Consider the following 23,378-nt stretch of genomic DNA (forward strand, 5'->3'; position numbering starts at 1 on the left):
CTTTTTCGTCGGGAAAGCGATTGTCGCGGGAAATCTGTGACAGGCCTCACTCGTTAGCAGCTCTCAACACGCCTTCCAGTCGCGTACGGTTAGTACCACTTGCACACTGGTATACGTCCACTGGATGCACTGGTATGCGACAGATCACACCGCCAGCCAGTTTGAATCGACCGCCGGAGATCCCGGCGGCCGGCGTCGTACACCCCCTCAGCGGAGAGGGACGGGGACGGCACCGGACCGATCCGCGAGAGGGAATGAGCCGCCGATGACGACCACCGCCAGCCCTGCCCACACCGAGGAAGCTCTCAGCGCCGAGGCCCCCGCCCCCACTACCAGGACAGACCTCGACCCGAGCAACACCCCGACTGAGCACGCAGGCTTGCTGGCCTGGGTCGCCGAGGTGGCCGCCCTGACGCAGCCCGACCGGATCCACTGGGTGGACGGTTCGGACGCGGAGTACAAGGCGCTCACCGACGAACTGATCGCCGGCGGCACGCTGGTCCGGTTGAACGACGAGAAGAAGCCGAATTCCTTCTGGGCCCGCACCGACCCGTCCGACGTCGCCCGGGTCGAGCAGCGCACCTTCATCTGTTCGGTCGACGAGGCCGACGCCGGCCCGACCAACAACTGGATGGACCCGGCCGAGATGAAGGCCCTGATGACCGAGCTGTACCGCGGCTCGATGAAGGGCCGGACCCTGTACGTCGTGCCGTTCTGCATGGGCCCGCTGACTGCGGACAAGCCCATGTTCGGCGTGGAGATCACCGACTCGGCGTACGTGGTCGCCTCGATGCGGATCATGGCGCGCACCGGGTCCGAAGTACTGGCGAAGATGGGGAACGACGCGCCGTACGTGCCGTGTCTGCACTCGGTCGGCGCACCGCTGCAGCCGGGACAGAAGGACGTGTCTTGGCCGTGCAACGACGAGAAGTACATCGTGCAGTTCCCCGAGGAGCGGACGATCTGGTCCTACGGCTCCGGCTACGGCGGCAACTCGCTGCTCGGCAAGAAGTGCTACTCGCTGCGGATCGCCTCGGCGATGGCCCGCGATGAGGGCTGGCTGGCCGAGCACATGCTGATCCTGAAGCTGATCTCGCCGGAGAAGACGGTCCACTACATCGCGGCCGCGTTCCCGAGCGCCTGCGGCAAGACCAACCTGGCGATGCTCGACCCGACACTGGAGGGCTGGGAGGTCGAGACGCTGGGCGACGACATCGCCTGGATGCGTTTCGGCGAGGACGGCCGGTTGTACGCGCAGAACCCGGAGTACGGGCTGTTCGGCGTGGCGCCGGGCACCGGTTGGAAGACCAACCCGAACGCGATGCGCACGATCGAGAAGGGCAACTCGCTGTTCACCAACGTCGCGCTGACCGACGACGGTGACGTCTGGTGGGAGGGCTACTCGCAGACCCCGCCGAACCACCTGACCGACTGGAAGGGCCGCGAGTGGACGCCGGAGTCCGACGAGGTCTCGTCGCACCCCAACAGCCGGTTCTGTACGCCGATCAAGCAGTGCCCGATCATCGCCGACGAGTACGAGGACCCGAACGGCGTACCGATCTCCGCGATCCTCTTCGGCGGCCGCCGCGCTACCACTGTGCCGTTGGTGACCGAGGCGCGCGACTGGGACCACGGCGTGTTCATGGGTGCGACGCTGTCATCGGAGACGACCGCGGCCGCGGTCGGCGAGGTCGGCGTGGTCCGGCGCGACCCGATGGCGATGCTGCCGTTCATGGGCTACAACGCCGGTGACTACCTGAACCACTGGATCACCGTCGGCAAGGACAACGACGCATCCAAGCTGCCGAAGATCTTCTACGTGAACTGGTTCCGCAAGGACGAGGCGGGCAAGTTCGTCTGGCCGGGCTTCAGCGAGAACGGCCGCGTGCTCAAGTGGGTGATCGACCGGCTCGAAGGCAAGGCGGCCGCCGTCGAGACCCCGATCGGGCGCGTGCCGACCGTCGACTCGTTGGACGTCAGCGGTCTGGACCTGAGCGTGGAGGCGCTCGAGGTCGCGCTCAACGTCGACGACGAGGAGTGGAAGGCCGAGATCCCGCTGATCGAGGAGTGGTTCGCCAAGCTCGGCGACAAGGTCCCGGCGGCGTTGAAGCTCGAACTCGACGGCCTGAAAGCCCGCCTCGGCTAACCACCCGAGCAGCTTACGTCCGAAGAGCCGCGGGTCCTGACCCGCGGCTCTTCGGACGTTGTGGTTCCCGACGTTGTGGTTCTCAGGGACGGGGGGCGGCGAGGCGGTCGGTGGAGAGGCGGAGGGTCAGTTCGCGGCCGGTGGCGTCGGTGTACTGGATCAGGGCGATCCAGCCGTCGGCGCAGTGCAGGCGGCCGATCAGCCAGGCGGGACGCCAGTCGCCGTCCACCCACGCCACGACATGCGCGGGCAGGGCCAGTTGGAGGATCGAACGCAGGTCGAACACCTGCGGTCGGATGGCAAAATCCGTCATCGCCACCACACCCTTTCGTGAGGTCATGGTCGGAACCAACGCCCGTTCCTCACCGCGGCCTCACACCGGGTACTCCCGACGTTACCCACCCGGGGGGCCGATCGCCTAGCCTGCGGTCGGCGGACCGCCAACACTCAGCAACTACGCCCAGCCGCCAGGCTCTCCGCTCAGCTCACCCGTTCTGGACTACTGACGACCGGGTTAGTGAGTGTTGGCGGTCCGCCCCTCGCCTAGGTTGGACCGATGAAGATTGGCGTGATGCTTCCAGTCGGCGATGGCGAGGGTCCTGGCGGTCGGGCGCCGGAATGGGCGCAGGTTCGCGAGGTGGCGCTGGCGGCTGAACGGGCTGGGCTGGACTCGGTCTGGCTGGCCGACCACTACTTCTACCGGGCGCCCGACGGTTCGACGTACGGGATGCACGAGGCGTGGACGCTGCTCAGCGCGGTCGCCGCGGTGACGACCCGGGTGGAGCTCGGCACGATGGTGCTGTGCGGGTCGTTCCGGGATCCGGGGCTGGTCGCGAAGATGGCGGCGACTCTTGATCTGGTGTCCGGCGGGCGGGTGGTGCTGGGGGTCGGCGCGGGCTGGCACGATCCGGAGTACGAGGCGTTCGGGCTGCCGACCGATCATCGGGTGGGGCGGTTCGCGGAGTGGCTGGAGATCGTCGCCCGGTTGGTGCGCGGCGAGACGGTCGACTTCGCCGGGAAGTATCACCAGGTTCGTGGCGCCTCGCTCGTGCCGCCGCCGGACCGGAGGATTCCGATCCTGGTCGCTTCGAGGCGGCCGCGGATGCTGGAACTGGCCGCCAAGTGGGCGGACGCGTGGAACACCGCTTGGTTCGGCCCCGTCGATGAGCGGGTCCGGGAGCGGTTGCGCGACCTCCAGTCAGCCGTAGCCGGGGCCGGCCGACCAGCCGACGCCGTTGCGCCCACAGTGGGCATCACCGTCCGGGATCAGGATCAACCGGTCGCGGAACCCGCCGCCGACGCGATCTCCGGCACAGTGGAGGAGCTGGCCGCCGCGATCAAGGACTACGAAGCCCTGGGAGTCGACCATCTGATCGCCTCCCTCGAGCCAGTCACGCCCCGGTCGGTGGACCGTCTCGCCAAGGCCAAGGAACTAGCCGCCACCTGAGGGCCCGTACTGCGGGACGGGCAGCGCCTGCCTGAGTGCCTCCGGCTCCGCAGCAAAGAGAGCCGCCACGCGTCTTCGACGCTGGCGGCTCTCTTTGCTGCGGAGGCGGAGGGATTTGAACCCTCGAGAGGGGATTACCCTCAACCCGCTTAGCAGGCGGGCGCCATCGACCGGACTAGGCGACGCCTCCTCCGAGGTATCCCCGAGGGGACACGACGACGGCCAAGAGTATCCGGACAAGCGGTCCGTCAGCAAAGCGGGTACCGGACTCCCTGGGTGTGTCGTCCCCTGCCCCTGTAATCTGACCGAAGTCGACGGGGGTCGAAGTCAACCGAGGAGGCTGTGCCGGCGTCTGAAGTACTGAGGACCGGTCACTCCGGTCCAGCACCGCCGCCACCGTCGTCGATCAGGGAACGGAGCCATGTCGCGGAGCACTCGCGCATCAGGACGCAGGTCCGCGCCGAAAGGTCACCGGTCTCGTCACAAGGCGCACCGGGCCCGTTCGGCCTCCAAGGCCATCGGACTGACGCTCGTCAGCGCCCTGATCCCCGGATCCGGGTTCGTGATGGGAGGCCGGACCAAGCTCGGCGCCTTCGTGATGACGCTGGTCGCCGGTCTGCTCGTGATCGGGGCCTACATCGCGCTCACCAACCGCAACTCCATCGTGGAGCTCGCGGTCGACCCGAGCCGGCTGCTGATCGCGACCTGCGCCGTGGTGTTGCTCGGCTTCTGCTGGATCTGCATCGTCGTCTCCTCGCACAAGCTCCTCCGGCCGGTCAGCGTCAGCGCGACCGGGCGGCTGGCCGGTTCGCTGGTCGTCGGCCTGATCTGCTTCGCGATCGCTGTCCCGACCACAGTCGCCGCGCAGACCGTGATGGCCCAGCGGGACCTGGTCGGCAACGTGTTCATCTCCGAGAACAACTCCAAGAGCGCGACCCGGCCCAAGGTCAACAAGCAGGATCCCTGGGCGAACACCCCCCGACTGAACATCCTGCTGCTCGGCGCTGATGACGGCGTCGGCCGGACGGGCACCCGCACCGACACGGTGATGGTGGCCAGCATCGACACCAAGACCGGTGACACGAAGCTGATCTCGCTGAGCCGCAACTGGATGCGGATGCCCTTCCCGGTGGACTCGCCGTTGCACAAGTACTACCCGACCGGCTTCTGGGATCCCAGCCTGGGCAACGTCGAGCAGTCGGAGTTCTACCTCGACGCGATGTACCGCAACATCCCGGCCGCCCACCCCAACGCGCTCGGGCCGTCGGACAACATGGGAGCAGACGTGCTCAAGGTGTCGGCCGGCGAGGCGATGGGCCTCAAGATCGACTACTACATGCAGGTCAACCTGGCGGGCTTCGAGCAGATCATCGACGCGCTCGGCGGCATCACGGTGAACATCAACTACAAGGTGCCGATCGGCGGCGACTACCGCGGCCCGGGTTCGGCGGACGACACCCTGCCCAGCCGCTACCTGCAGCCCGGTCCGAACCAGCACCTGAACGGCCACGACGGGCTGTGGTTCGCCCGCGGCCGGTACGGCTTGAGCGACCCGTCCCGGCAGGAGCGGCAGCGCTGCACGATCCACGCGATCGTGAACAGCGCCAACCCGACCGCGCTGGTGACGAAGTACAAGGAGATCGCCTCGGCCGGCAAGCAACTGCTCCGCACTGACATCCCGCAGGAGATCCTGCCGGCGTTCATCGAGCTCGGGATCAAGGTCAAGACCGCCAAGGTCTCCAACGTGGACCTGGACAAGACCAAGAACTTCCCGACCGGGAAGAACCCGGACTACCAGGCGATGCGCGAGATCGTCCGGAAGGCGATCGAGCCGCAGACCCAGCCGGTCGCCTCGACCCCCTCGGCCGGCACGACGAAGAAGCCCACCACCGGCAAGTCCTCGACCAAGCCGACGCCCCCGCCGGGCGGCACCCAGGACCTCAGCGACGCCTGCGCGTACCACCCGACCACGCCGTGATTCGCGGCCGCTGAGATCCTTGGCGGATGCGTACGACGTACCGGATGCGGCCCGGGCGGTTTGTCGGGATCCTGGCCGCGGGGTTGATCATCCTCGGCCTGGCCGCGATCGTGTGGGCGGTCGGGTTGCCGGCCGCGGTGGTGGCGGTGCTCCTGACGCTGGGCGGGCTGGTCGTGCTCGCTGGGCTGTGGATCCTCGCGCGGCCGCCGGTGCTGCTGAAGCTCGGCCCGGACGCGGTCGTGGTCCGCGGGCTGCGGACCGACTGGACCGACATCACGGAGGTCGGCCGGATCGACACCACTCAGGGCGAGGCCATCGCGCTGCGGACGAAGCAGCCGGACCACTCGATCCTCGTCCCGCTGCGCTGGCTGGCGCCCAGCCGGGCGGAGCGGCTGGAGACGGAGCTGCGCGAGCGGCTGAACCAGGCCAACGGGTACACCATCTGGGACGGCACTGCAGCCGATGACGCGGATCACGCAGAATGAGGATGCCTTCATTCATCTGATCTTTGGAGTCCGGCTGTGCTTTCGTTCGAACTGTCGTACGAGGAACTGATCGCCTACCAGGGCACGAATCCGCGCCCGGAAGACTTCGACCAGTTCTGGGAGAAGGGTCTCGCTGAGCTGGCGGGCATCGACGCGGAGGCCGATTTCGCCCCGGCGACGGACTTCCCGCTGCCGTTCGCGAAGACCGAGCACCTCTACTTCAACGGCACCGGCGGCTACCGCGTGCACGCCAAGGTGATCCGCCCGAACAACGCCGAGGGACCCGCGGTACTGATGTTCCACGGGTACGGCGGTGAGCAGCCGAAGTGGATCGACCTGCTGCCGTACGCCGCCCGGGGATTCACCGTCGCCGCGCTCGACGTACGCGAGCAGGTGGGGTTCCGCACCGACTCGCAGCAGCCGAACAGCTTCTCCCTGCACAACCACCTGGTCGAGGGGCTCGACGACGGCCCGGAGGGTTTGCTCTACCGGCACGTCTTCCTCGACACCCGGCGGCTTGCCGACATCATCCGCGGACTGCCCGAGGTGGATGCGGCCCGGGTCGCGACCACCGGGTGGAGCCAAGGCGGCGGTCTGAGCCTGGTGTGCGCCGCGCTCACGCCCGAGATCAAGTACGCCGCGAGCGTCTACCCGTTCCTGGTCGACTACCAGCGGGCGTGGAAGCTCAACCTCGAGAAGGGGCCGTACGACGAGATCACCACGTGGTTCAAGAAGCGCGACCCCCGGCACCTGCGCGAGCAGGAGGTGTTCACCAGCCTCGGCTACATCGACCTGCAACACCTCGCGCCGCGGATCCAGGCCGAGGTGACGCTGTACGTCGGGCTTGAGGACCAGACCTGCCCGCCGTCCACGCAGTACGCGGCCTACAACAAGATCACCGCGCCGAAACAGACCCGGCTCTACCCGGACTTCGGCCACGACGATCTCCCCGGCGCGATGGATGAGATCTACCAGCAGATCGGCGCCAAGCTCTGACCACGTGGCCACTGCTCGGGCCGCCGAACTGCTCGGCGGCCCGACCACGTCCGCAAGGTGAAGCTCTGGCCCCTGGTAGCCCCGCATTACCCGCCACAACTTGTTGGTGAGTGCTGCGCGACCGCCTTCGGAATCAGTTGGCTTCTTTGCCGGCCCAGTAGTGCCAGGAAGGTGATGCCACTGGTGACCGGGTCAGACCATCCGGCCAGGTGGCCGGCAGGTCGTGACTCCGGGCCGCGTACAAGATCACCTCCGATGCTGTCCGGTCACCGCGAACCGCAGCCCGTGCGGCCGTCTCGGCCCGCATGTCCGCCAGATAGTGGATCGCCGGCAGGAACTCGGCACTGAGGCGTGTGCTGAGCCGGCCGACAGGTTCGTCGTCCAACCGGATCTCCACGACGATCCGGTGCCGGTCCTGGAAGCTGTCCTCCTCCTCGATCGCGTGCATCGTCGCGTAGGCCCAGCACTCGCCTTCCGGCCGGAAGAACGGCGCCAGCACGTCCGGATGCACCTCGCTGCCCGGTACTACGATCCCGCTGCCCGGCGGCAGGAGGTGGTAGCTCCCGGGCGGTGGCAGGTTGACCGGGACCAGCATGTGCGGCTGCCCGAGGGCGACCGCGACGCTGGCGTGGAACTCGGTGCCCTGGTCGCCCTTGGCTTCCCAGTCCGCCGGTTCCCACTCACTGACCCAAAGGTGGCACGGCACCTGCGGTTGCAGGCCTTGCGCCACCAGCTCTGACAGCACCGGGTGGTACCGGTGCGCATCGTCCCGCGGCAGGTAGCCGACCACCTTGCCCTGCACCCGAACAGCGATCGAGCGCGGGTCGAAGCGGTTGTGCGGTTCCGGGACAAGATCCGCAGTGGTGTCCAGATCTGCTCCTCGCGCTGGGATGGGGTCGGGAAACAGGCTTCGGATCGCCTGCTCGTGCGGTGCTTCCCGCACGACTTCCTGGCCACACCACAGGGCGTCTCCCCACAGACTGAACGGAATCGATTCCATAGGTGCCCTCCAGTCCCCGTTGACCGGTTTACTCGGCTCATCCCGTCCAGGACCCTGGCCGTTACACCGAGTGAGCGTATGAAAACTAGACTGCCCAGTAACGCATGGTTTCACGCATGAAAAAAGGGCCTGTTGTGGAATGGTGCCCGCCGGTCCGCACTCTGGACGGGCAGTGTCTTGTGGTGCGAGAGAATCGTTGAGAATCGTGCAGATGCACGGGAAGGAAGCGCATGCACGGCTTTAATTCAGTCGCTCGTTCGATTGTCGACGCCGAAGAAATCGAGGCGGCGGTCAAGCGACTCGACGGCGTCGCTCTGCGTACTCCGTTGCAACGAAACCTCCGCCTGTCCGAACGCACCGGCGCCCAGGTCTGGCTGAAGCGGGAAGACCTGCAGATCGGCCGTTCCTACAAACTTCGCGGCGCCTACAACCTGATCGCCCAACTCGACGACGCGTCGAAAACAGCGGGCGTCGTGTGCGCGAGTGCCGGCAATCACGGCCAGGGCCTGGCGTATTCCTGTCACACGCTTGATGTGCACGGTCGCGTCTATGTCCCCCGTACTACGCCTCGCCAGAAGCGGGACAGGATCGCAGCCCTTGGTGGACCGCAGATCCAGGTGATCGTGACAGGTGATACCTATGACGACGCCGCCGCGGCTGCTCTTGCCGACGCCGCCGAATCGGGAGCGACCCTCGTTCCCGCCTTCGACGATCCAAGAACCGTTGCAGGGCAGGGAACAGTGGCCGTCGAGGTCGTGGAGCAGCTCGGCGAGGCGCCCGACGTACTGGTCGTCCCGGTCGGTGGCGGTGGACTGGTCGCCGGAGTCGCCACCTGGTTGGCGGAACGGCACCCCGGCGTACGGGTTGTCGGGGTCGAGCCGGGTGGTGCGGCGAGCATGATCGCGGCGTTGGAGGCGGGCCGGCCGGTGACGTTGCCGCACCTGGACAGCTTCGTCGACGGCGCGGCGGTTCGGCGGGTGGGCGAGGTGACGCTGCCGCTGGTCGCCGCCGCCGGCGTGGAGCTGACCTCGGTCCCCGAAGGGCTGGTCTGCTCCGAGATGCTGGAGCTCTATCAAACGGATGGTTTGATCGCCGAGCCTGCTGGTGCGTTGTCAGCGGCGGCTCTGGGTCATGGTGTCGAGGTGAAGCCCGGCGAGACGGTGGTCTGCCTGCTGTCGGGCGGCAACAACGACGTCAGCCGCTACGGGGAGATTCTCGAACGCTCGTTGGTGCATGAGGGCCTGAAGCACTACTTCCTGGTGACGTTCCCCCAGGAGCCGGGCGCCTTGCGGACATTCCTCGACGGCGTGCTCGGACCCGACGACGACATCACGTTGTTCGAGTACGTGAAGCGCAACAACCGCGAGACCGGGGTCGCCCTGGTCGGCATCGAGATCAGCCGCCCCACTGACCTGACCGGCCTGCTGTCCCGAATGGACGCGGCCCCCCTCGACATCGAACGAATCAAACCCGACTCCGCCGAATTCCGCTACCTGATCTGACAAGCTTCACGAGGTCGGGCGGGTAAAGCGAAGCATCGTGCCGGATTCGCCGCACTCGCTCGGATCGGCGACCGCCTGCTCGCCGGGAAGACGACGTACACAACCAATCTCCGCCTCGTCGCGTTAATCACTACGCTGGAGAACACTGATTCCGCCGGGGGCTGGTTTCGGGGATCCGCTTCCGGTCGGGCCCAGCCGCAGGTCGTCCCCGGCAGAATCAATGTGTCCTGTGGGGCTTAGCGTCTCCGGGCTGCGTGCCTCGCCTCACGGTCGCTCTGCGGCAGTTCCGGCTCCGCAGATTTTCTCTCGATCGGCTGCTCGTCTGTTGCGCCTGCCATCACCTGCTCGTCCGGGGCCGTCGCCGCACCCCAGCTTGCAGCGTGCGGAGTCCTGACGTCCTCCCTGCGGCGGTTCTCGGACGTCCGGCCGTCGTCGTCTGTGGGAGTCCGGTCGGCGTCGGGGTTGACGGTGTTGGCGTGGGTCTGGTGATCGTCCGAGTCGGCGCGGGCGTGCTCAGCGGCTTCGCGGCGCTCGTTGGCGCCGGCGGCGAGTCGCCGGGCCTCGGCGGCCTTCTCGTCAGCGATGGCCTGCGCCTTGCGGGACCGTGCGTCGACCTCGTCGGCCGCGGCCTGCTGCTTCTCGGCGTGCGCGGCAGCTGCCCTGGCTTGCTGCTCGTGCTCGTACGCCTCCTGCCGGTCGTGCTCGATCCGGCGCTCCTTCGACTTCTTCACGGCACCGGCGATCAGCGCGATCAGGAAGATCACGACCACGACGGCCACGACGATCCACACGATGGTCATTCCGTCCATCGCTCCTCCTCGGATTGATGTTCGGAAAGCCCGGTACCCCGTGCTTCCAGCCCTTAACGTCCGAAGAACCCGAGGTCAGGACCCCCGGTCCTTCGGACGCAAGAGCCGTCAGACCAGGCCGCGGCGGGCGGCCCAGACGATGGCTTCGACGGTGGTGGCGAAGCCGAGGCGGTCGCAGGCCGCCCTGGTTCGACGGCGGACGGTCCGCTCGGACAGGTCGAGGCGGCGCGCCACCGACTCGACCGGCAGTCCGGTCGCGAGCAGCCGGAGCAGCTGCAGATCGTTGTGGCCGATCTCGCGACGGACTCGGGGACCTGCTTCGCTCTGCAGGACGGTCATCGGGATCCTCCGAACACCCGGGACTCGGCGGCGTCCCAGTCGGCCGATTTGCCCTGCGGCTCGTACCGCCGCAGCTCATGGGTCGCGCGAACCAGCGCGCGCATCGCGGTCAGATCCGGGAGTGGCGCACCCAGGGCACGCGCCTGCACGAGCACGTTGCCCAGTGCGGAAGCCTCGACCGGACCAGCCAGCACGGGAAGACCGGCAGCATCAGCGGTCAGCTGGCAGAGCAGCTCGTTCTGCGAACCGCCACCGATCACGTGGACGACCTCGATCTCCCGGTCGGCAACGGTCTGCGCCAGCCGGAGCGTGCGGCGATAGGCCAACGCCAAGCTCTCGAGCACACACCGGACCACCGCGGCCTTCGTCTTCGGTGCTTCCTGACCGGACTTCGCGCAGAAGTACTCGATCCGTCGCGGCATGTTGCCTGGAGCAAGGAACGACGGATCGTCCGGATCGATCAGTACTCCGAACGCCGGCGCGGCGGCCGCTTCGCCGAGCAAGCCCGGCAGGTCGGCGGTGTCCCAGACCCGCAGGCATTCCTGCAGGATCCACAGTCCCATCACATTGCGCAGGAAGCGGATCCGGCCGTCCACACCGCCTTCGTTGGTGAAGTTGGCCTGCTGTGCCTCGGCGGTGAGGACGGGCTCGGCCAGCTCCAACCCCACCAAGGACCACGTGCCGGACGAGATGTAGGCGAATCGCTCGCGCGCCCCGGCAGGGACCGCGACCACCGACGAGGCGGTGTCATGCGATCCGACGGCGATCACTGGCGTCGCCGGATCCAGCCCGGTCTCCTCCGCTACCTCAGGCAACAGCGGCCCGATCATCTGTCCGGCTTCGCGGATCTCCGGCAGCAATCCCGCCGGTACGCCGACGCGTCGAGCCAAGGTCTCACTCCAGCCCCGAGCGCGTACGTCGTACAGCTGGGTGGTCGAGGCGTTCGTCGCCTCCGCGCCGAGGCGGCCGGTCAGCCAGTAGGCCAGCAGATCCGGGATCATCAGCAGCGTCTCGGCTCGATCCAGGGATCGCTCGGCGACCAGCTGGTAGATCGTATTGAACGGCAGTTGCTGCAGCCCTGTCACGGCGTACAGGTCGTCGGCCGGGACGGTACGCAGAACCCGTTCCATCACGCCATCAGTGCGGGCGTCGCGATAGTGCACCGGGTTGCCGAGCAACTTGCCCTCGCCGTCCAGGAGTCCGTAATCGACGGCCCACGAGTCGATGCCGAGTCCGTCCAGCCGACCCGCCTTGCCGAGGCCGGCGAGGGTTTCGCGATAGAGGCCGAGGATGTCCCAGTGCAGGGTGTCGCGCAGCCGCACCGGACCGTTCCAGAACCGGTGCACCTGCGTCAACTCGAGCCGATCCACCCCGACGCAGCCGACCATCACCCGGCCGCTCGAGGCGCCGAGGTCCACCGCTGCCAGTCTCAGGCTCACCAGCGTCTCCTCACGTGATCAGAGCGGCCCGACGACCTGGAGGTCTCGGTGGAGGAGGTCGGCGACGGCCGTCCACTCGCCCGGGTCGCAGCCGAAGTCGACGCGGGAGGTGGTGTACCCACGGCGGCAGACCGTTCCCGTCGACCGAGCGGCTCGGATCAGTGCTCCTCCACTTCTGCATGGCCTGACTCCTCAGCGCAGGAAGGCGGCCGCGACGCCGGCGTCGACGGGCACGTGCAGGCCGGTCGTGAGGGACAGGTCCCCGGCGGCCAGGGCGAAGACGGCCGCTGCCACATGTTCCGGCAGCACCTCCCGCTTGAGCAGCGTGCGTTGTGCGTAGAACGCGCCGAGCTCCGACTCCGGTACGCCGTAGACCGCGGCGCGTTGTGCACCCCAGCCCTTCGCGAAGATGCCGGAACCACGGACGACCCCGTCAGGGTTCACCCCGTTGACGCGGATGCCGTATTCGCCGAGCTCGGCCGCGAGCAGGCGGACCTGGTGTGCCTGGTCCGCCTTGGCGGCGCCATACGCGACGTTGTTCGGCCCGGCGAAGACGGAGTTCTTGCTCGAGATGTAGACGATGTCACCGCCGATAGCCTGGTCGATCAGGATCTTCGCGGCCGCACGGGAGACCAGGAACGAGCCCTTGGCCATCACGTCGTGCTGCAGGTCCCAGTCCTTCTCGGTCGTTTCCAGCAGCGGCTTCGAGATGGACAGGCCTGCGTTGTTCACGACGAGATCGACACCTCCGAACGCCAGCACGGCCTGCTGCATCGCCCTTTCGACAGCCGCGCCGTCGGACACATCGGCACCGACAGCTTTGGCTTGGTCCGGGCCGCCGATCTCGTTGGCCACCGTCTCGGCGGCATCCAGGTCGAGGTCCGCGACGATGACGCAAGCGCCCTCGGCGGCCAGCCGATGAGCGATGGCCTTCCCGATGCCCGAACCACCACCGGTGACGAACGCGATGCGGGTGGCGAGCGGCTTGGGCTTCGGCTGCCGCTGCAGCTTGGCCTCTTCGAGCGCCCAGTACTCGATCCGGAACTTCTCACTCTCGTCGATCGGCGCGTACGTCGAGACCGCTTCGGCGCCGCGCATCACGTTGATCGCGTTCACGTAGAACTCGCCGGCCACCCGGGCGGTCTGCTTGTCCTTGCCGAAGCTGAACATGCCGACGCCAGGCACCAGCACGATCGCCGGATCGGCGCCACGCATCGGCGGGCTGTCCGGCTGGGCGTGACGGTCGTAGTAGGCCGCGTAGTCCTCGCGGTACGTCAGGTGCAACTCGCGGAGCCGCGTGGTCGCCTCCTCCAGCGAAGCCGAAGGCGGAAGGTCCAGCACGAGCGGCCGCACCTTGGTCCGGAGGAAGTGGTCGGGGCATGACGTCCCGAGCGCGGCCAGCTCGGCGAGCCTCGCCCGCGCGGTGAACTCGAGCACGGCGTCGGAGTCGTTGAAATGCCCGACCTGCGGGTTGTCCGTCGACGCGAGACCCCGGATCACAGGCGCCAACGCCGCCGCCCGCTGCCGCCGGGCCCCCTCCGGAAGCGCCTCGAACCCCGGTACGACGGGTCCGAAGGGCTCGGGCTTTCCGTTCTGGGCAAGGAAGAGCTCGGCCGTCCGGATGATCTCCAGCGAGTTCGCCTCGCACTGCTCCGACGTGTCACCCCACGCGGTGATGCCGTGGCCGCCCAGAATCACGCCGATCGCCTGCGGGTTGTCCTTCTTCATCCGGGCGATGTCCAACCCCAGCTGGAACCCGGGCCGGCGCCACGGCACCCAGACAACGCGATCGCCGAAGCACTCGGCCGTCAGCTTCTCACCATCGGCCGCCGTGGCGAGCGCGATCCCCGAGTCGGGGTGCAGGTGATCCACGTGGGGCGCGTCCACCAGGCCGTGCATGGCGGTGTCGATCGAGGGAGCGGCGCCACCCTTGCCGTGCAGGCAGAAGTCGAACGCCGCGACCATCTCGTCCTCGCGATCCACCCCGGGGTAGACCTCGACGAGCGCGTTCAGGCGGTCCTGTCGCAGTACGGCCAGGCCCTTGGCGGTCAGGGTGCCGAGATCACCGCCGGAGCCCTTCACCCAGACGAGATCCACCGGTTGCTGCGTCACCGGGTCCGTCGCGGTGCCCTTGGCCGACGTGTTGCCGCCGGCGTAGTTGGTATTGCGCGGGTCGGCACCCAGTCTGTTGCTGCGCGCAACGAGTTCGGCTGCGACGTCCGGGGTGCCTGACCCGGGCGGCGGAGTGGGGAAGGAGGCGGAATCGGTCACTGTCATGCTCCCCATCCGGCCTGCTGGCCGTCAGCGCGGTCCTTGCTGATCTGCTCGAAGTAGCCGCTGCGGTGGTACGCCGCGACCGGGTCCGGGTCGAGCCCCTGAGCCGTCCGAAGGTCGGCCAGCAGCGGACGGACGTCGGTGTTGAAGGCATCCATCAGCGCCGCGTTGGCCGCCAGCACGTCACCGCTCTGCTGCGCCTTGCGGAGTGCGTCGCGATCGATCAGGAGTGCCTTGGCGGTGGCCTCCTGGACGTTCATCACCGAGCGGATGATCGCCGGGATCTTCGCCTCGATGTTGTGGCACTGGTCGAGCATGAACGCGATGCCACGGTCCGGGTCGAGGGCGTCACCCCGGACGATCTCGTTCATGATCCGGAAGAGCTGGAACGGGTCGGCCGCGCCCACCATCAGGTCGTCGTCGGCGTAGAAGCGGCTGTTGAAGTCGAACGCCCCGAGCTTCCCGGCCCGCAGCAGGAACGCCACGATGAACTCGATGTTCGTGCCCGGCGCGTGGTGCCCGGTGTCGATGCAGACCGTCGCCTTCGGCCCCAGCTCCAGACAGTGCGCGTACGACGTGCCCCAGTCCGGCACGTCGGTGGCGTAGAAGGCCGGCTCGAAGAACTTGTACTCCAGCAGCATCCGCTGGTCGTCACCGAGCCTGCCATACACCTCATGCAGGGACTCCGAGAGCCGGTCCTGCCGCTCCCACAGGTCGTCCTGACCGGGGTAGTTCGTCCCGTCGGAGAACCAGAGCTTCAGGTCCCGCGACCCGGTGGCGTCCATGATGTCGACGCACTCGAGCAGGTGGTCCGTGGCCTTGCGACGGATCCGCGGGTCCGGGTTCGTGACGCTGCCCAGCTTGTAGTCGTCGTCCTGGAAGACGTTGCTGTTGATCGCACCGAGCCGAACACCCTGCTCCTTGGCGTAGGCCGCCAGCTTGGCGTAGTCGTCGACCTTGTCCCACGGGATGTGCAGCGCCACCCTCGGCGCGACGCCGGTGTGCTTGTGCACCACCGCCGCGTCGGCGATCTTCTCCTCCGGTGAACGCGGAACGCCCGGCTGGCTGAACACCTTGAACCGGGTGCCCGAGTTGCCGAACGCCCAGGAGGGCAGTTCGATCTCCTGACGGCTAAGGGCATCAGTCAAGCTGGTCATGTCAGTCCTCGGTACTCGGGGTCAGGTGGAAGATCTCGGGCAGCAGCACGAAGGACTCGTCCGGCGGCCGTCCCTCGATCCCGGTGGAATCGTTCAGATCGGTGAAACCGTTCTGATCTGTGAAACCGTTCTGATCGGTGAAGAAGGCGGTCATCTCGGCCTGCCAGCGGGCGTTCACCTCGGTCGCCGCCATCGCCTTCTGAGCCGCCTCCAGGTCGTCGGCCTCGACGTACCCGACGAGCAGGCCGTCGTCGCGCAGGAAGAGCGAGTAGTTGTGCCAGCCGGAGTCCCGCAACGCGGCCTGCATCTCGGGCCAGACGTTGCGGTGCCTCTCGACGTACTCGTCCAGCCGGTCGGGCTTGACCTGAAGGCAGAAGCAGTAGCGATTCACGAGCGTCCCCAGTGGGTCCGGCAGCGGTCAGAAGTTGAACTCGTCGATATTGGCGGAGGTGAACTCGGTCGGGGTGCCGAGCACGATCTCACCGTCCGCGCCATTGCTGAAAGGTTTCAAGAAGATGGCATGAAAGTAAGCGGCGCTGCGTCCGGGCGTCAAGAGGTCGGTGCGAATTCGGTGGTTGACCGTCGGCGCCCGCTGGGGAATCCGCCAGGACACACTGAGGAAACCCACCGGAAGGGGGTACGCTGCGTCAGCTATCACGTTTCAAACCCGGGAGGCCGCGTGACACCAGGTGGCGCACCGGATCGCGCTCGCCGGATACCGGAGCCGCTGGACGGCGCCCGGGTCGCCAAGCCTGTCATCAGGCGGCAGGCCCGCCTGCCGCGACCGGGCAGGGCGACGCGGGCAGCGGCCGGCGTCAAGGACGTCGCGGCAGCCGCAGGGGTCTCCTTGGGGACGGTTTCGAACGTGTTGAACCGGCCGGAGATGGTCAGCCCCACGACCCGGGCGAAGGTCGAGGCGGCGATGGCCTCGCTCGGCTTCGTCCGGAACGAGTCGGCCCGGCAACTGCGGGCGGGGAGCAGCCGGATCCTGGCCTACTTGATGCTGGATGCGGGCAACCCGTTCTTCACCGACGTCGCACGCGGAGTCGAGGAAGCGGCTCGCGAGGCCGGCCTCTCGGTGTTCCTGTGCAACAGCAACGAAGATGCCACCCGCGAAGCCGACTATCTGGATCTCTTGGAGCAGCAGCGCGTCCAGGGCGTACTGATCACACCGATCGATCCCGACTCGAGCAGGCTGAGCAAACTGCCGGCCCGCGGTACCCCGGTTGTCGTGGTAGACCGGTCGATCGACGACGGCGAGCACTGTTCGGTGGCGGTGGACGACGTGCTCGGCGGAGAGATCGCGCTGGCTCATCTGATCGAGCTCGGCCACGAACGGATCGCCTTCGTCGGTGGACCCAACAACATCGGCCAGGTCACCGACCGCCGCGAGGGCGCACGCCGGGCACTCGGCCGGGCCGGTCTGCCGCTCGGGAACCTGGTCGACCTGGTCACCGGCGCCTTGACGGTGGCCGAAGGTAGGGGCGCTGGGCAACGACTTGCGGGGCTCCCCGCCGCACGACGACCGACCGCCGCGTTCTGCGCGAACGACCTGCTGGCGCTGGGCTTGCTGCAACAATGCGTCAGTCTCGGCCTGCGGGTCCCGGAGGACCTGGCGATCGTCGGGTACGACGACATCGAGTTCGCCGCGGCCGCCGCGGTTCCCTTGACGTCGGTCCGGCAGCCACGTCAGCTACTGGGTCGGACCGCGGCGAAGCTGCTGCTCGACGAGTCGTCGAACCCCGACCACGAACACCAGCGGGTGACCTTCACCCCGGAGCTGGTGGTCCGCACCTCCACCCGCGGGAAGTCGGCCGAGTAGCAATCCCCTTGACCTAGAGCGCGCTCCAGGTCGGAGGGTTGAGCCATGACAGATTTGAGAATCGCTCTCGGCGCGATGGAATTCGGCACCCGGATCGACGAGAAGACTTCCATCGCCCTGCTGGACGAGTATGTCGACGCGGGCGGGGTGTGGATCGACACCGCCAACTGCTACGCCTTCTGGCAGCACGAAAGCGGCCACGGCGGGCAGAGCGAGGAACTCCTCGGGCGGTGGTTCGCACAGCGCCCGGGCGTCCGTGACCGGGTCAAGCTGGCTACCAAAGTGGGCTGCGAGCCGCTCTGGCCGGGCAGCTACCCCGAGCACGCGGAAGGTCTGAGCGCGAAGGTGATCGACGCCGCGCTCGAGACCTCCTTGCGCCGCCTCGGCCTCGACCACATCGACCTCTACTTCGCCCACCGCGACGATCTCGAGACGCCGCAGGACGAAACCGTCGCCGCTTTCGGCAAGCATGCCAAGGCCGGCACGATCGGCCGGATCGGGCTGTCCAACTACGCGCTCTGGCGGGTGGAGCGAGCTCGCGGGCTGGCCCATCAGCAAGGGGTGGACGGCCCGACCGTGCTGCAGTTGCGGTACTCCTACCTGCAGCCGAGGCCGTTCGTACGCGACCAGGCGCACGATCACCGGTTCGGCTGGATCACCGACGAGGTGCTCGACTACGCCGATCGCAACCCGGAGCAGGACCTGTTCGCCTACAGCCCGCTGATGTCGGGCGGCTACGAGCGCGACGACCGTCCGATCCACGAGGCCTTCGACCACCCCGGTACGACGCGCCGCCTGGAGGCCCTCGGCAAGGTGGCGGCCGAGCTCGGCGTCTCCCGCAACGAGGTCGTCCTCGCCTGGCTGATGGGCGGCTCCCCCTCGATCATCCCCATCGTCGGCATGAGCACCCCCGACTACCTCCGCACCGCCCTCTCCGGCGCCCGCCTCACCCTTCCCGCCTCCGCCCGCACCCTCCTCGACCAGGCCTGGTGAACGCGCGCTGATCTCGCCGGGCCCGATGCCGGGTTCTTGGACCGATAGCGCCTTTATTCGGCGCCAGCGGGCGAAGAACCCGCCAGCGGACCGGCGCTCGTCGCGACCCTCCAGAAGAAAGTTTGGTGGAGGTGTCAATCGACGGCCTGCTTCTTCGACGTCTGTGTAGAGGACGGACACGGCGAAGGAGATTCGGCATGACTACGCAGGCCATATTCACCCAAGCGACGACCGCGGACGAGGTTGTCGCGGGGTTGCTCGGCGCTGGGTTCAACGGGGCGACCCACCGACCGGGCGACTCGGAGTACGACGTACAGCGGCAGTCGGTGATTCCGTCGTTCGACTCGCGGCCGCTGGTTGTCGCGGAGGCCTACTGCAGGACCGACGTCCAGGCGGCGGTCCGGGTGGCTCAGGAGCGGAATCTTCCGCTCGCGGTCCAGGCGACTGGTCACGGGACGAAGGTTCCCGCCGACGGGGGCATCCTGCTCAGGACCTCGGCGATGTCGTCCATGCTCATCGACCCGCAGCGGATGATCGCGAAGGTCGGCCCGGGGACGCGGTGGGGTGCCGTGATCGATGCGGCCGGCCGGTCCGGGCTCGCGCCGCTGGCCGGGTCGTCGCGTGATGTCGGGGTCACCGGCTACACCCTCGGCGGTGGGGTCGGCTGGCTGGCTCGCAAGTACGGCTTCGCCGCCGACAGCGTGGTTCGTGCCGAGGTCGTCACCGCCGAGGGCCGCGTCGTGACGACCAGCGCCGACGAGCACCCGGACTTGTTCTGGGCGATCCGCGGCGGCAGCGGCAACTTCGGCATCGTGACCTCGCTGGAGTTCCGGCTCTACCCGGTGAGCAAGGTCCACGCCGGCATCGTGTACTTCGGGTTCGATCGTGCGGCCGAGACCCTCGAGTTCTACCGCGAGTGGTCCGCCACGATCCCCAACGAGCTGAGCACCGCGATCGTGCTCACCCGGATCCCCGCTTCACCCGACTTCCCTGCGGACCTCCGCGGCACCCGCGCGCTGGCGATCAAGGCCCTGTATGCCGGGGAGGGCGAGCTGGCTGAGCACATCCTCAAGCCCCTGTTCGAGGTGGCAGGCCCGAGGCTGGCCGGTGGACTACGGACGATGCCGTTCGGAGAATCCGCGATGGGCGGCACGCCGGCTCGCTACCTGGATCTGGTCGACGCGCTCCCGGACGCCCTGATCGCGCGATTCGCCGAACTGACGGGTGAGGGCGCCCCGACCGTGGAGATCCGGCACTGGGGTGGCGCGATGGCCAACCCTGGCCCGGGTGCGGGACCAGTCGGGCACCGCGGCGCGACGTACTCGGTGATCGTCGACCAGGAGGTCCCTCAGCTGGCCGACGTACTGCGTACCACCGGGCGCACGTTCGTGAACTTCCTGGCTGACCCGGCCCGCACCGCCACGGCGTACTCGGAGGACGACTACATCAGGCTGCGCGAGGTTAAGCGGGCCTACGACGCCGACAACTTCTTCCACCTGAATCACAACATCCGACCCGCATGAAAGCTGGTCGAAGGGGCACCTGATTGATGCGAGAGACGCGTGACGGCCCGACCACCAGGTGGAGGTCGGGCCGTCGCGGCCAACTGACGAGAGACGTCAGACGGTGCCGGAGTTGCCGTACACGGTGACGTGGACGTGGTCGTAATGGTTCGCCGTGACACCACCGCGGTCCGGCATCGCGCGCCAGCCTTCGCTGCTGCGCTGGACGGTCCAGATGTGCTGCTCCCAGATGAGCTGGCTGACGCCGAGCTGCTTGTAGTGGGCGTGCAGCCAATCGGCGATCTCCTGGCCCTTGGAACCGCTGACCATGATGTCCAGCGCGTGCCCGGTCGCATGCTCACTGCCGCTGTCGCCGGACCGGAGTCCGCCGTACGACGTCACGCTGGGGAACAGATTGCAGATCGCTCGGTGCACGCGGATCGCGTCGGCGGTCAGGCCGGACTCGACCGACGAGCCGGATGCGCACGCCTTGGCCGAGATCCCGCCCGTTGGGCTCGCAGGCTTCTGGGCCACCGGAACCGGCTTGGTGGCCGACAAGTACTGCGCCTTCACCCAGCGGGCGGCGCCGTTGCGGACGATCTGCGCCCAGACTCCCTGGACCTGGCCGGTGACGGAAACCTTGCTGCCCGCCGAGAGCACGGTCAGCAGCGTGCCTGCTTGCGCCGGCGCGGACCAGACATTCAGATCGGTGGTGGTGTATTTGCTGCCGATGATCTTCGGCGGTGCGACCGGGGCGCTCTGGGAGGCGCGGGTCTTCGCGGGTGCCTGCGGAATCGGCGCCTGCTTCTTCAGGTGCTTCGGCGCCGGCGTGGAGGGCTTCGGGGCCGGGGCCGGGGTCGGCGAGATGTCGAGCATGGGACGAAGAGCGTCCCGGCTGGTCTTTGCATCGCGCGCCAACTGCAGGGAAGAGCTGGCGATCGACACATCCGTCGTAGGGGCCTGGTCTGGGAAGGCAACCGCTGAACCTGTGGCCATCAGAGCCACGGTCGCGCCGGGAATCGCTACTTTTACGATGCCTGGCCGGATCACCTGTCGGCGCGGTTGACGGTGCCGCGCCTGTCTATGCCGTCCTTCACCCACTGCATCACCCATTCGGTCGAGACCAAAACGTTATCGACCGGAGGAGTCAAGCACAGTTCTCGGCGGGTCTGTCAATCAGTAGCGACTTTTAACGGATTACGTACATCGCGCACGCTCAGTGGCTGTGATCCGGACGGCAGCGCCGGAGTGTTCGTGCCGCCTGACTGCGCGTCATGACAGCTCATTGCGAAAGCAGGCCGTCTCTGCCGCCTCAAACAGTCACTTGCTTCAACTGTGTGCGGGTTCGGTGCGATTCGAGCCGCGTACAGGTGGGCACCAGATTGAAGCCGTCCACAACCCCCGCCCGGACGGCTTCGCCTAGAAGGAGGCTTCATGCTCATCCTCGGACTGATCCTGCTCTTGCTGGGATTCCTGCTGAAGGTGTCGATTTTGTGGACGCTCGGCATCATCCTGCTCGTGATCGGGGTAGTGCTGTTCATCCTGGGGTCCACGGGCCGGGCCGTCGGGGGACGGCGACACTGGTTCTGATCGTCTGAGCAGCTCTGCTCATCGTGAGTGGACCGGACCCCGCGAGCCACCCGCTCGCGGGGTTCCGCCGAGTTGACGTTTCTGTCGGTGCAGGATGGCTACGATGCGCCGATGAAGTACCTCGTGTTCATCTACGGCAAGGCCGGCGGCTCTTCACCCGAGAAACAGCTGCAGGGGCTGCGCGACCTGACGAAGTTGAAGGACGAGCTTGCCCGATCCGGCGAGCTGGTCAGCGCGGAAGGCCTTACCCTCCCCGGCGACGGCAGGATCGTCCAGGTCCGCGGGGGTGAGCGGGTGGTCACCGATGGCCCGTTCGGAGAGGCGAAGGAACAGCTCGCCGGATTCTTCATGGTCGATGTGGTCGACGACGAACGCGCCCAGCAACTCGCCGCTCGCGTCTCCGCCGTGGTCGACGACCGTGTCGAGCTGCGGGGCACCGTCCTCAGTGGCTAGTGCTGGGAGCGGGCTCCAGAGGTCGGTCGGCTGACCGGGTCAACTGCAAGCTGGTTCCGACCAGGCCGACGGCTACGAAGGCCCAGCAAGCAGCGAACGCGACGCGGAAACCAGAGGTCAACGCTGTCGGGGATGAGCCGGCAGTGTTCGCCACTGCAACCGCCGAGAGCACAGCGATTCCGACTGCACCGCCGATCTGGAAGCACGCGTTCTGCAGACCAGAGGCGACTCCGGCGTCGTCGCCGGCGACCTCGCTGAGGGCAGCGATCGACCCCGCCACGCAGCCCGCGCCCAGCCCCGCGCCGAAGATGCTCAGGCCCCAGAACGCCAGCTCGAAGTACCCCGAGTCGACCGCCACCCGGCTCATCACAGTGGCTCCGATCCCTGTGAGCACAAGGGAAACGGCTGCCACCGGCCGGACGCCGAACCGGGTCACCAGGTTCTGCCCCACGATCGAGCCGACCACCGCGGTCGCAGCCAGTACGGCTGACATCAGCCCGTACTTCACCGCCGACGCCCCGAGCGCGAGCTGCGCGTACTGCGTGTAGATGAAGTTCAACCCGAAGGCCCCGAGCCCGAAGGCGATCGTGATCAGGTTGCCGCCGACCAGGGCCCGTGACCGGAAGATCCGCAGCGGTACCAGCGGAGCGTTCGACCGCTTCTCGACCAGAACGAACAACGCGAACAGTGCAGCCGACACGATCGCCAGCAGGGCGGTCCGTCCGGCGGATGAGCCGGGCGCCTCGATCACGGCGTACACGAGGACGATCAGTGCGGCTGTCACCGTCAACGCTCCGGCGATGTCGAACCCGCGCCGGCGCGGACCGCGACTGTCTGTCAGCACGGCCGGAGCGAGTACCGCGACCAGCAGGCAGACCGGCACGTTGATGAAGAAGATCCATTGCCAGCCAAGCCCGTCGGTGACCGGCCCGCCGACCAACGACCCCGCGGTACCGCCGACACCGCTCACGGCACCCCAGATGCCGAGCGCCTTGTTCCGCTCGGCGCCGTCCGGGAACGTGTTCATCACGATCGACAGCGCACTCGGAGCCAGCACAGCCGCGGCGATCCCCTGCAGACCTCGCGCGAACACCAGCGCGTCACCGGTCCAGGCGAAGCCACACAGCAACGAGGAACCGCCGAACAGCAGCAGACCGGCGATGAACACCCGGCGCCGACCCAGCAGGTCGGAAACGCGTCCGCCGAGCAGCAGAAGCCCGCCGAACATCAACGCGTAGCCGCTCGGCACCCATTGCACGCCGCCGGCCGAGAAGCTCAGGTCGCGCTCGATCGACGGCACTGCGACCAGCACGATGGACGCGTCCAGGATGATCATGAATGCGGCCAGACAGAGCAGCGCGAGGGCGAACCAGCGCTTCGGGTCGGGAGCGGTCTGCATGGTGAAGCCTCCAGTACTGCGGGACGCCCCGGCTGAGCGCCTCTTCG

General features: G+C 67.6%; 22 protein-coding genes and 1 tRNA gene. 11 read left to right on the forward strand and 12 right to left on the reverse strand.

What is annotated here, in order from left to right:
- Positions 1-265: 265 nt before the first annotated feature.
- Entirely contained in the window at positions 266-2,146 is a 1,881-nt protein-coding gene (locus ABD210_RS00500) for a phosphoenolpyruvate carboxykinase (GTP) (RefSeq protein WP_344107334.1), read from the forward strand.
- A gap of 82 nt (positions 2,147-2,228) precedes the next feature.
- On the opposite strand, the gene ABD210_RS00505 is transcribed toward ABD210_RS00500, so the two are convergent.
- Complete coding sequence (locus tag ABD210_RS00505) at positions 2,229-2,486, reverse strand: hypothetical protein (RefSeq protein WP_344107336.1); 258 nt, start codon at positions 2,484-2,486, stop codon at positions 2,229-2,231.
- A gap of 216 nt (positions 2,487-2,702) precedes the next feature.
- Between ABD210_RS00505 and ABD210_RS00510 the strand changes: the two genes are divergently transcribed.
- Positions 2,703-3,593: an LLM class flavin-dependent oxidoreductase gene (locus tag ABD210_RS00510; protein ID WP_344107338.1), complete on the forward strand. Its 891-nt coding sequence runs from the start codon at positions 2,703-2,705 to the stop codon at positions 3,591-3,593.
- Positions 3,594-3,693: 100 nt separating this feature from the next.
- Here the strand turns inward: ABD210_RS00510 and ABD210_RS00515 are convergent.
- A tRNA-Ser gene (locus tag ABD210_RS00515) sits at positions 3,694-3,783 on the reverse strand.
- A gap of 375 nt (positions 3,784-4,158) precedes the next feature.
- Between ABD210_RS00515 and ABD210_RS00520 the strand changes: the two genes are divergently transcribed.
- Genes ABD210_RS00520 through ABD210_RS00530 form a run of 3 tightly spaced genes read left to right on the forward strand, consistent with a single transcriptional unit; the run spans position 4,159 to position 7,052 of the window.
- On the forward strand, positions 4,159-5,571 hold the full coding sequence (locus ABD210_RS00520) for an LCP family protein (protein ID WP_344107340.1): 1,413 nt from the start codon (positions 4,159-4,161) through the stop codon (positions 5,569-5,571).
- 26 nt (positions 5,572-5,597) lie between these two features.
- Positions 5,598-6,056 carry a hypothetical protein gene (locus tag ABD210_RS00525; RefSeq protein ID WP_344107342.1) on the forward strand — a complete coding sequence of 153 codons (459 nt, stop codon included), beginning with the start codon at positions 5,598-5,600 and terminating at the stop codon, positions 6,054-6,056.
- Between the two features lie 36 nt (positions 6,057-6,092).
- Positions 6,093-7,052, forward strand: coding sequence for an acetylxylan esterase (locus ABD210_RS00530; protein ID WP_344107344.1), 960 nt, complete (start codon positions 6,093-6,095; stop codon positions 7,050-7,052).
- A gap of 133 nt (positions 7,053-7,185) precedes the next feature.
- Here ABD210_RS00530 and ABD210_RS00535 read toward each other — a convergent pair whose 3' ends face one another.
- Complete coding sequence (locus ABD210_RS00535) at positions 7,186-8,052, reverse strand: HIRAN domain-containing protein (RefSeq protein ID WP_344107346.1); 867 nt, start codon at positions 8,050-8,052, stop codon at positions 7,186-7,188.
- A gap of 230 nt (positions 8,053-8,282) precedes the next feature.
- Between ABD210_RS00535 and ilvA the strand changes: the two genes are divergently transcribed.
- Entirely contained in the window at positions 8,283-9,554 is a 1,272-nt protein-coding gene (gene ilvA / locus ABD210_RS00540) for a threonine ammonia-lyase IlvA (protein WP_344107348.1), read from the forward strand.
- Positions 9,555-9,790: 236 nt separating this feature from the next.
- On the opposite strand, the gene ABD210_RS00545 is transcribed toward ilvA, so the two are convergent.
- The 7 genes from ABD210_RS00545 to ABD210_RS00575 all read right to left on the reverse strand — a co-directional run bounded on the left by ABD210_RS00545 (position 9,791) and on the right by ABD210_RS00575 (position 16,200).
- Positions 9,791-10,363, reverse strand: a complete 573-nt coding sequence (locus tag ABD210_RS00545) for a hypothetical protein (protein ID WP_344107350.1) — start codon at positions 10,361-10,363, stop codon at positions 9,791-9,793.
- A 108-nt stretch (positions 10,364-10,471) separates the two neighbouring features.
- Positions 10,472-10,702 carry a LuxR C-terminal-related transcriptional regulator gene (locus tag ABD210_RS00550; protein WP_344107352.1) on the reverse strand — a complete coding sequence of 77 codons (231 nt, stop codon included), beginning with the start codon at positions 10,700-10,702 and terminating at the stop codon, positions 10,472-10,474.
- Positions 10,699-12,141 (reverse strand): rhamnulokinase, encoded by a 1,443-nt coding sequence (locus ABD210_RS00555; protein ID WP_344107354.1) that lies wholly within the window; start codon positions 12,139-12,141, stop codon positions 10,699-10,701. The genes ABD210_RS00550 and ABD210_RS00555 overlap by 4 nt, the downstream gene beginning before the upstream one ends.
- 192 nt (positions 12,142-12,333) lie before the next feature.
- A complete protein-coding gene (locus ABD210_RS00560) occupies positions 12,334-14,418 on the reverse strand; it encodes a bifunctional aldolase/short-chain dehydrogenase (RefSeq protein WP_344107356.1) in 2,085 nt (694 codons plus the stop codon).
- Positions 14,415-15,572, reverse strand: coding sequence for an L-rhamnose isomerase (gene rhaI, locus ABD210_RS00565; RefSeq protein WP_344107359.1), 1,158 nt, complete (start codon positions 15,570-15,572; stop codon positions 14,415-14,417). The genes ABD210_RS00560 and rhaI overlap by 4 nt, the downstream gene beginning before the upstream one ends.
- 1 nt (position 15,573) lies before the next feature.
- A complete protein-coding gene (locus ABD210_RS00570) occupies positions 15,574-15,963 on the reverse strand; it encodes an L-rhamnose mutarotase (RefSeq protein WP_344107361.1) in 390 nt (129 codons plus the stop codon).
- Positions 15,964-15,990: 27 nt separating this feature from the next.
- Positions 15,991-16,200, reverse strand: coding sequence for a hypothetical protein (locus ABD210_RS00575; RefSeq protein WP_344107364.1), 210 nt, complete (start codon positions 16,198-16,200; stop codon positions 15,991-15,993).
- A 51-nt stretch (positions 16,201-16,251) separates the two neighbouring features.
- On the opposite strand from ABD210_RS00575, the gene ABD210_RS00580 reads away from it, so the two are divergent.
- From ABD210_RS00580 to ABD210_RS00590, 3 genes are all read left to right on the forward strand, one after another.
- Entirely contained in the window at positions 16,252-17,394 is a 1,143-nt protein-coding gene (locus ABD210_RS00580) for a LacI family DNA-binding transcriptional regulator (protein WP_344107367.1), read from the forward strand.
- Positions 17,395-17,439: 45 nt separating this feature from the next.
- On the forward strand, positions 17,440-18,387 hold the full coding sequence (locus ABD210_RS00585; protein WP_344107369.1) for an aldo/keto reductase: 948 nt from the start codon (positions 17,440-17,442) through the stop codon (positions 18,385-18,387).
- Between the two features lie 197 nt (positions 18,388-18,584).
- Positions 18,585-19,910 (forward strand): FAD-binding oxidoreductase, encoded by a 1,326-nt coding sequence (locus ABD210_RS00590; RefSeq protein ID WP_344107371.1) that lies wholly within the window; start codon positions 18,585-18,587, stop codon positions 19,908-19,910.
- 96 nt (positions 19,911-20,006) lie between these two features.
- On the opposite strand, the gene ABD210_RS00595 is transcribed toward ABD210_RS00590, so the two are convergent.
- A complete protein-coding gene (locus ABD210_RS00595; RefSeq protein WP_344107373.1) occupies positions 20,007-20,885 on the reverse strand; it encodes an SH3 domain-containing protein in 879 nt (292 codons plus the stop codon).
- Between the two features lie 438 nt (positions 20,886-21,323).
- Here ABD210_RS00595 and ABD210_RS00600 point away from each other — a divergent pair, with 438 nt between their 5' ends.
- Both ABD210_RS00600 and ABD210_RS00605 read left to right on the forward strand, forming a co-directional pair.
- Entirely contained in the window at positions 21,324-21,479 is a 156-nt protein-coding gene (locus ABD210_RS00600; RefSeq protein ID WP_344107375.1) for a DUF6131 family protein, read from the forward strand.
- Between the two features lie 111 nt (positions 21,480-21,590).
- Positions 21,591-21,932 carry a YciI family protein gene (locus ABD210_RS00605; RefSeq protein WP_344107377.1) on the forward strand — a complete coding sequence of 114 codons (342 nt, stop codon included), beginning with the start codon at positions 21,591-21,593 and terminating at the stop codon, positions 21,930-21,932.
- Here ABD210_RS00605 and ABD210_RS00610 read toward each other — a convergent pair.
- Positions 21,922-23,331: an MFS transporter gene (locus tag ABD210_RS00610; RefSeq protein ID WP_344107379.1), complete on the reverse strand. Its 1,410-nt coding sequence runs from the start codon at positions 23,329-23,331 to the stop codon at positions 21,922-21,924. The two genes, ABD210_RS00605 and ABD210_RS00610, sit on opposite strands and share 11 nt — an antisense overlap.
- Between the last annotated feature and the right edge of the window lie 47 nt (positions 23,332-23,378).

It is taken from the genome of Kribbella alba, assembly GCF_039529635.1.
Lineage (GTDB): Bacteria > Actinomycetota > Actinomycetes > Propionibacteriales > Kribbellaceae > Kribbella > Kribbella alba.

Bases quoted from the DNA above. Each gene is read 5' to 3' on its own strand.
- ABD210_RS00500 (WP_344107334.1), top strand. From the start codon at position 266: ATGACGACCACCGCCAGCCCTGCCCACACCGAGGAAGCTCTCAGCGCC.
- ABD210_RS00505 (WP_344107336.1), bottom strand. From the start codon at position 2,486: ATGACCTCACGAAAGGGTGTGGTGGCGATGACGGATTTTGCCATCCGA.
- ABD210_RS00510 (WP_344107338.1), top strand. From the start codon at position 2,703: ATGAAGATTGGCGTGATGCTTCCAGTCGGCGATGGCGAGGGTCCTGGC.
- ABD210_RS00520 (WP_344107340.1), top strand. From the start codon at position 4,159: ATGGGAGGCCGGACCAAGCTCGGCGCCTTCGTGATGACGCTGGTCGCC.
- ABD210_RS00525 (WP_344107342.1), top strand. From the start codon at position 5,598: ATGCGTACGACGTACCGGATGCGGCCCGGGCGGTTTGTCGGGATCCTG.
- ABD210_RS00535 (WP_344107346.1), bottom strand. From the start codon at position 8,052: ATGGAATCGATTCCGTTCAGTCTGTGGGGAGACGCCCTGTGGTGTGGC.
- ilvA (WP_344107348.1), top strand. From the start codon at position 8,283: ATGCACGGCTTTAATTCAGTCGCTCGTTCGATTGTCGACGCCGAAGAA.
- ABD210_RS00545 (WP_344107350.1), bottom strand. From the start codon at position 10,363: ATGGACGGAATGACCATCGTGTGGATCGTCGTGGCCGTCGTGGTCGTG.
- ABD210_RS00550 (WP_344107352.1), bottom strand. From the start codon at position 10,702: ATGACCGTCCTGCAGAGCGAAGCAGGTCCCCGAGTCCGTCGCGAGATC.
- ABD210_RS00560 (WP_344107356.1), bottom strand. From the start codon at position 14,418: ATGACAGTGACCGATTCCGCCTCCTTCCCCACTCCGCCGCCCGGGTCA.
- rhaI (WP_344107359.1), bottom strand. From the start codon at position 15,572: ATGACCAGCTTGACTGATGCCCTTAGCCGTCAGGAGATCGAACTGCCC.
- ABD210_RS00585 (WP_344107369.1), top strand. From the start codon at position 17,440: ATGACAGATTTGAGAATCGCTCTCGGCGCGATGGAATTCGGCACCCGG.
- ABD210_RS00590 (WP_344107371.1), top strand. From the start codon at position 18,585: ATGACTACGCAGGCCATATTCACCCAAGCGACGACCGCGGACGAGGTT.
- ABD210_RS00595 (WP_344107373.1), bottom strand. From the start codon at position 20,885: ATGGCCACAGGTTCAGCGGTTGCCTTCCCAGACCAGGCCCCTACGACG.
- ABD210_RS00600 (WP_344107375.1), top strand. From the start codon at position 21,324: ATGCTCATCCTCGGACTGATCCTGCTCTTGCTGGGATTCCTGCTGAAG.
- ABD210_RS00605 (WP_344107377.1), top strand. From the start codon at position 21,591: ATGAAGTACCTCGTGTTCATCTACGGCAAGGCCGGCGGCTCTTCACCC.
- ABD210_RS00610 (WP_344107379.1), bottom strand. From the start codon at position 23,331: ATGCAGACCGCTCCCGACCCGAAGCGCTGGTTCGCCCTCGCGCTGCTC.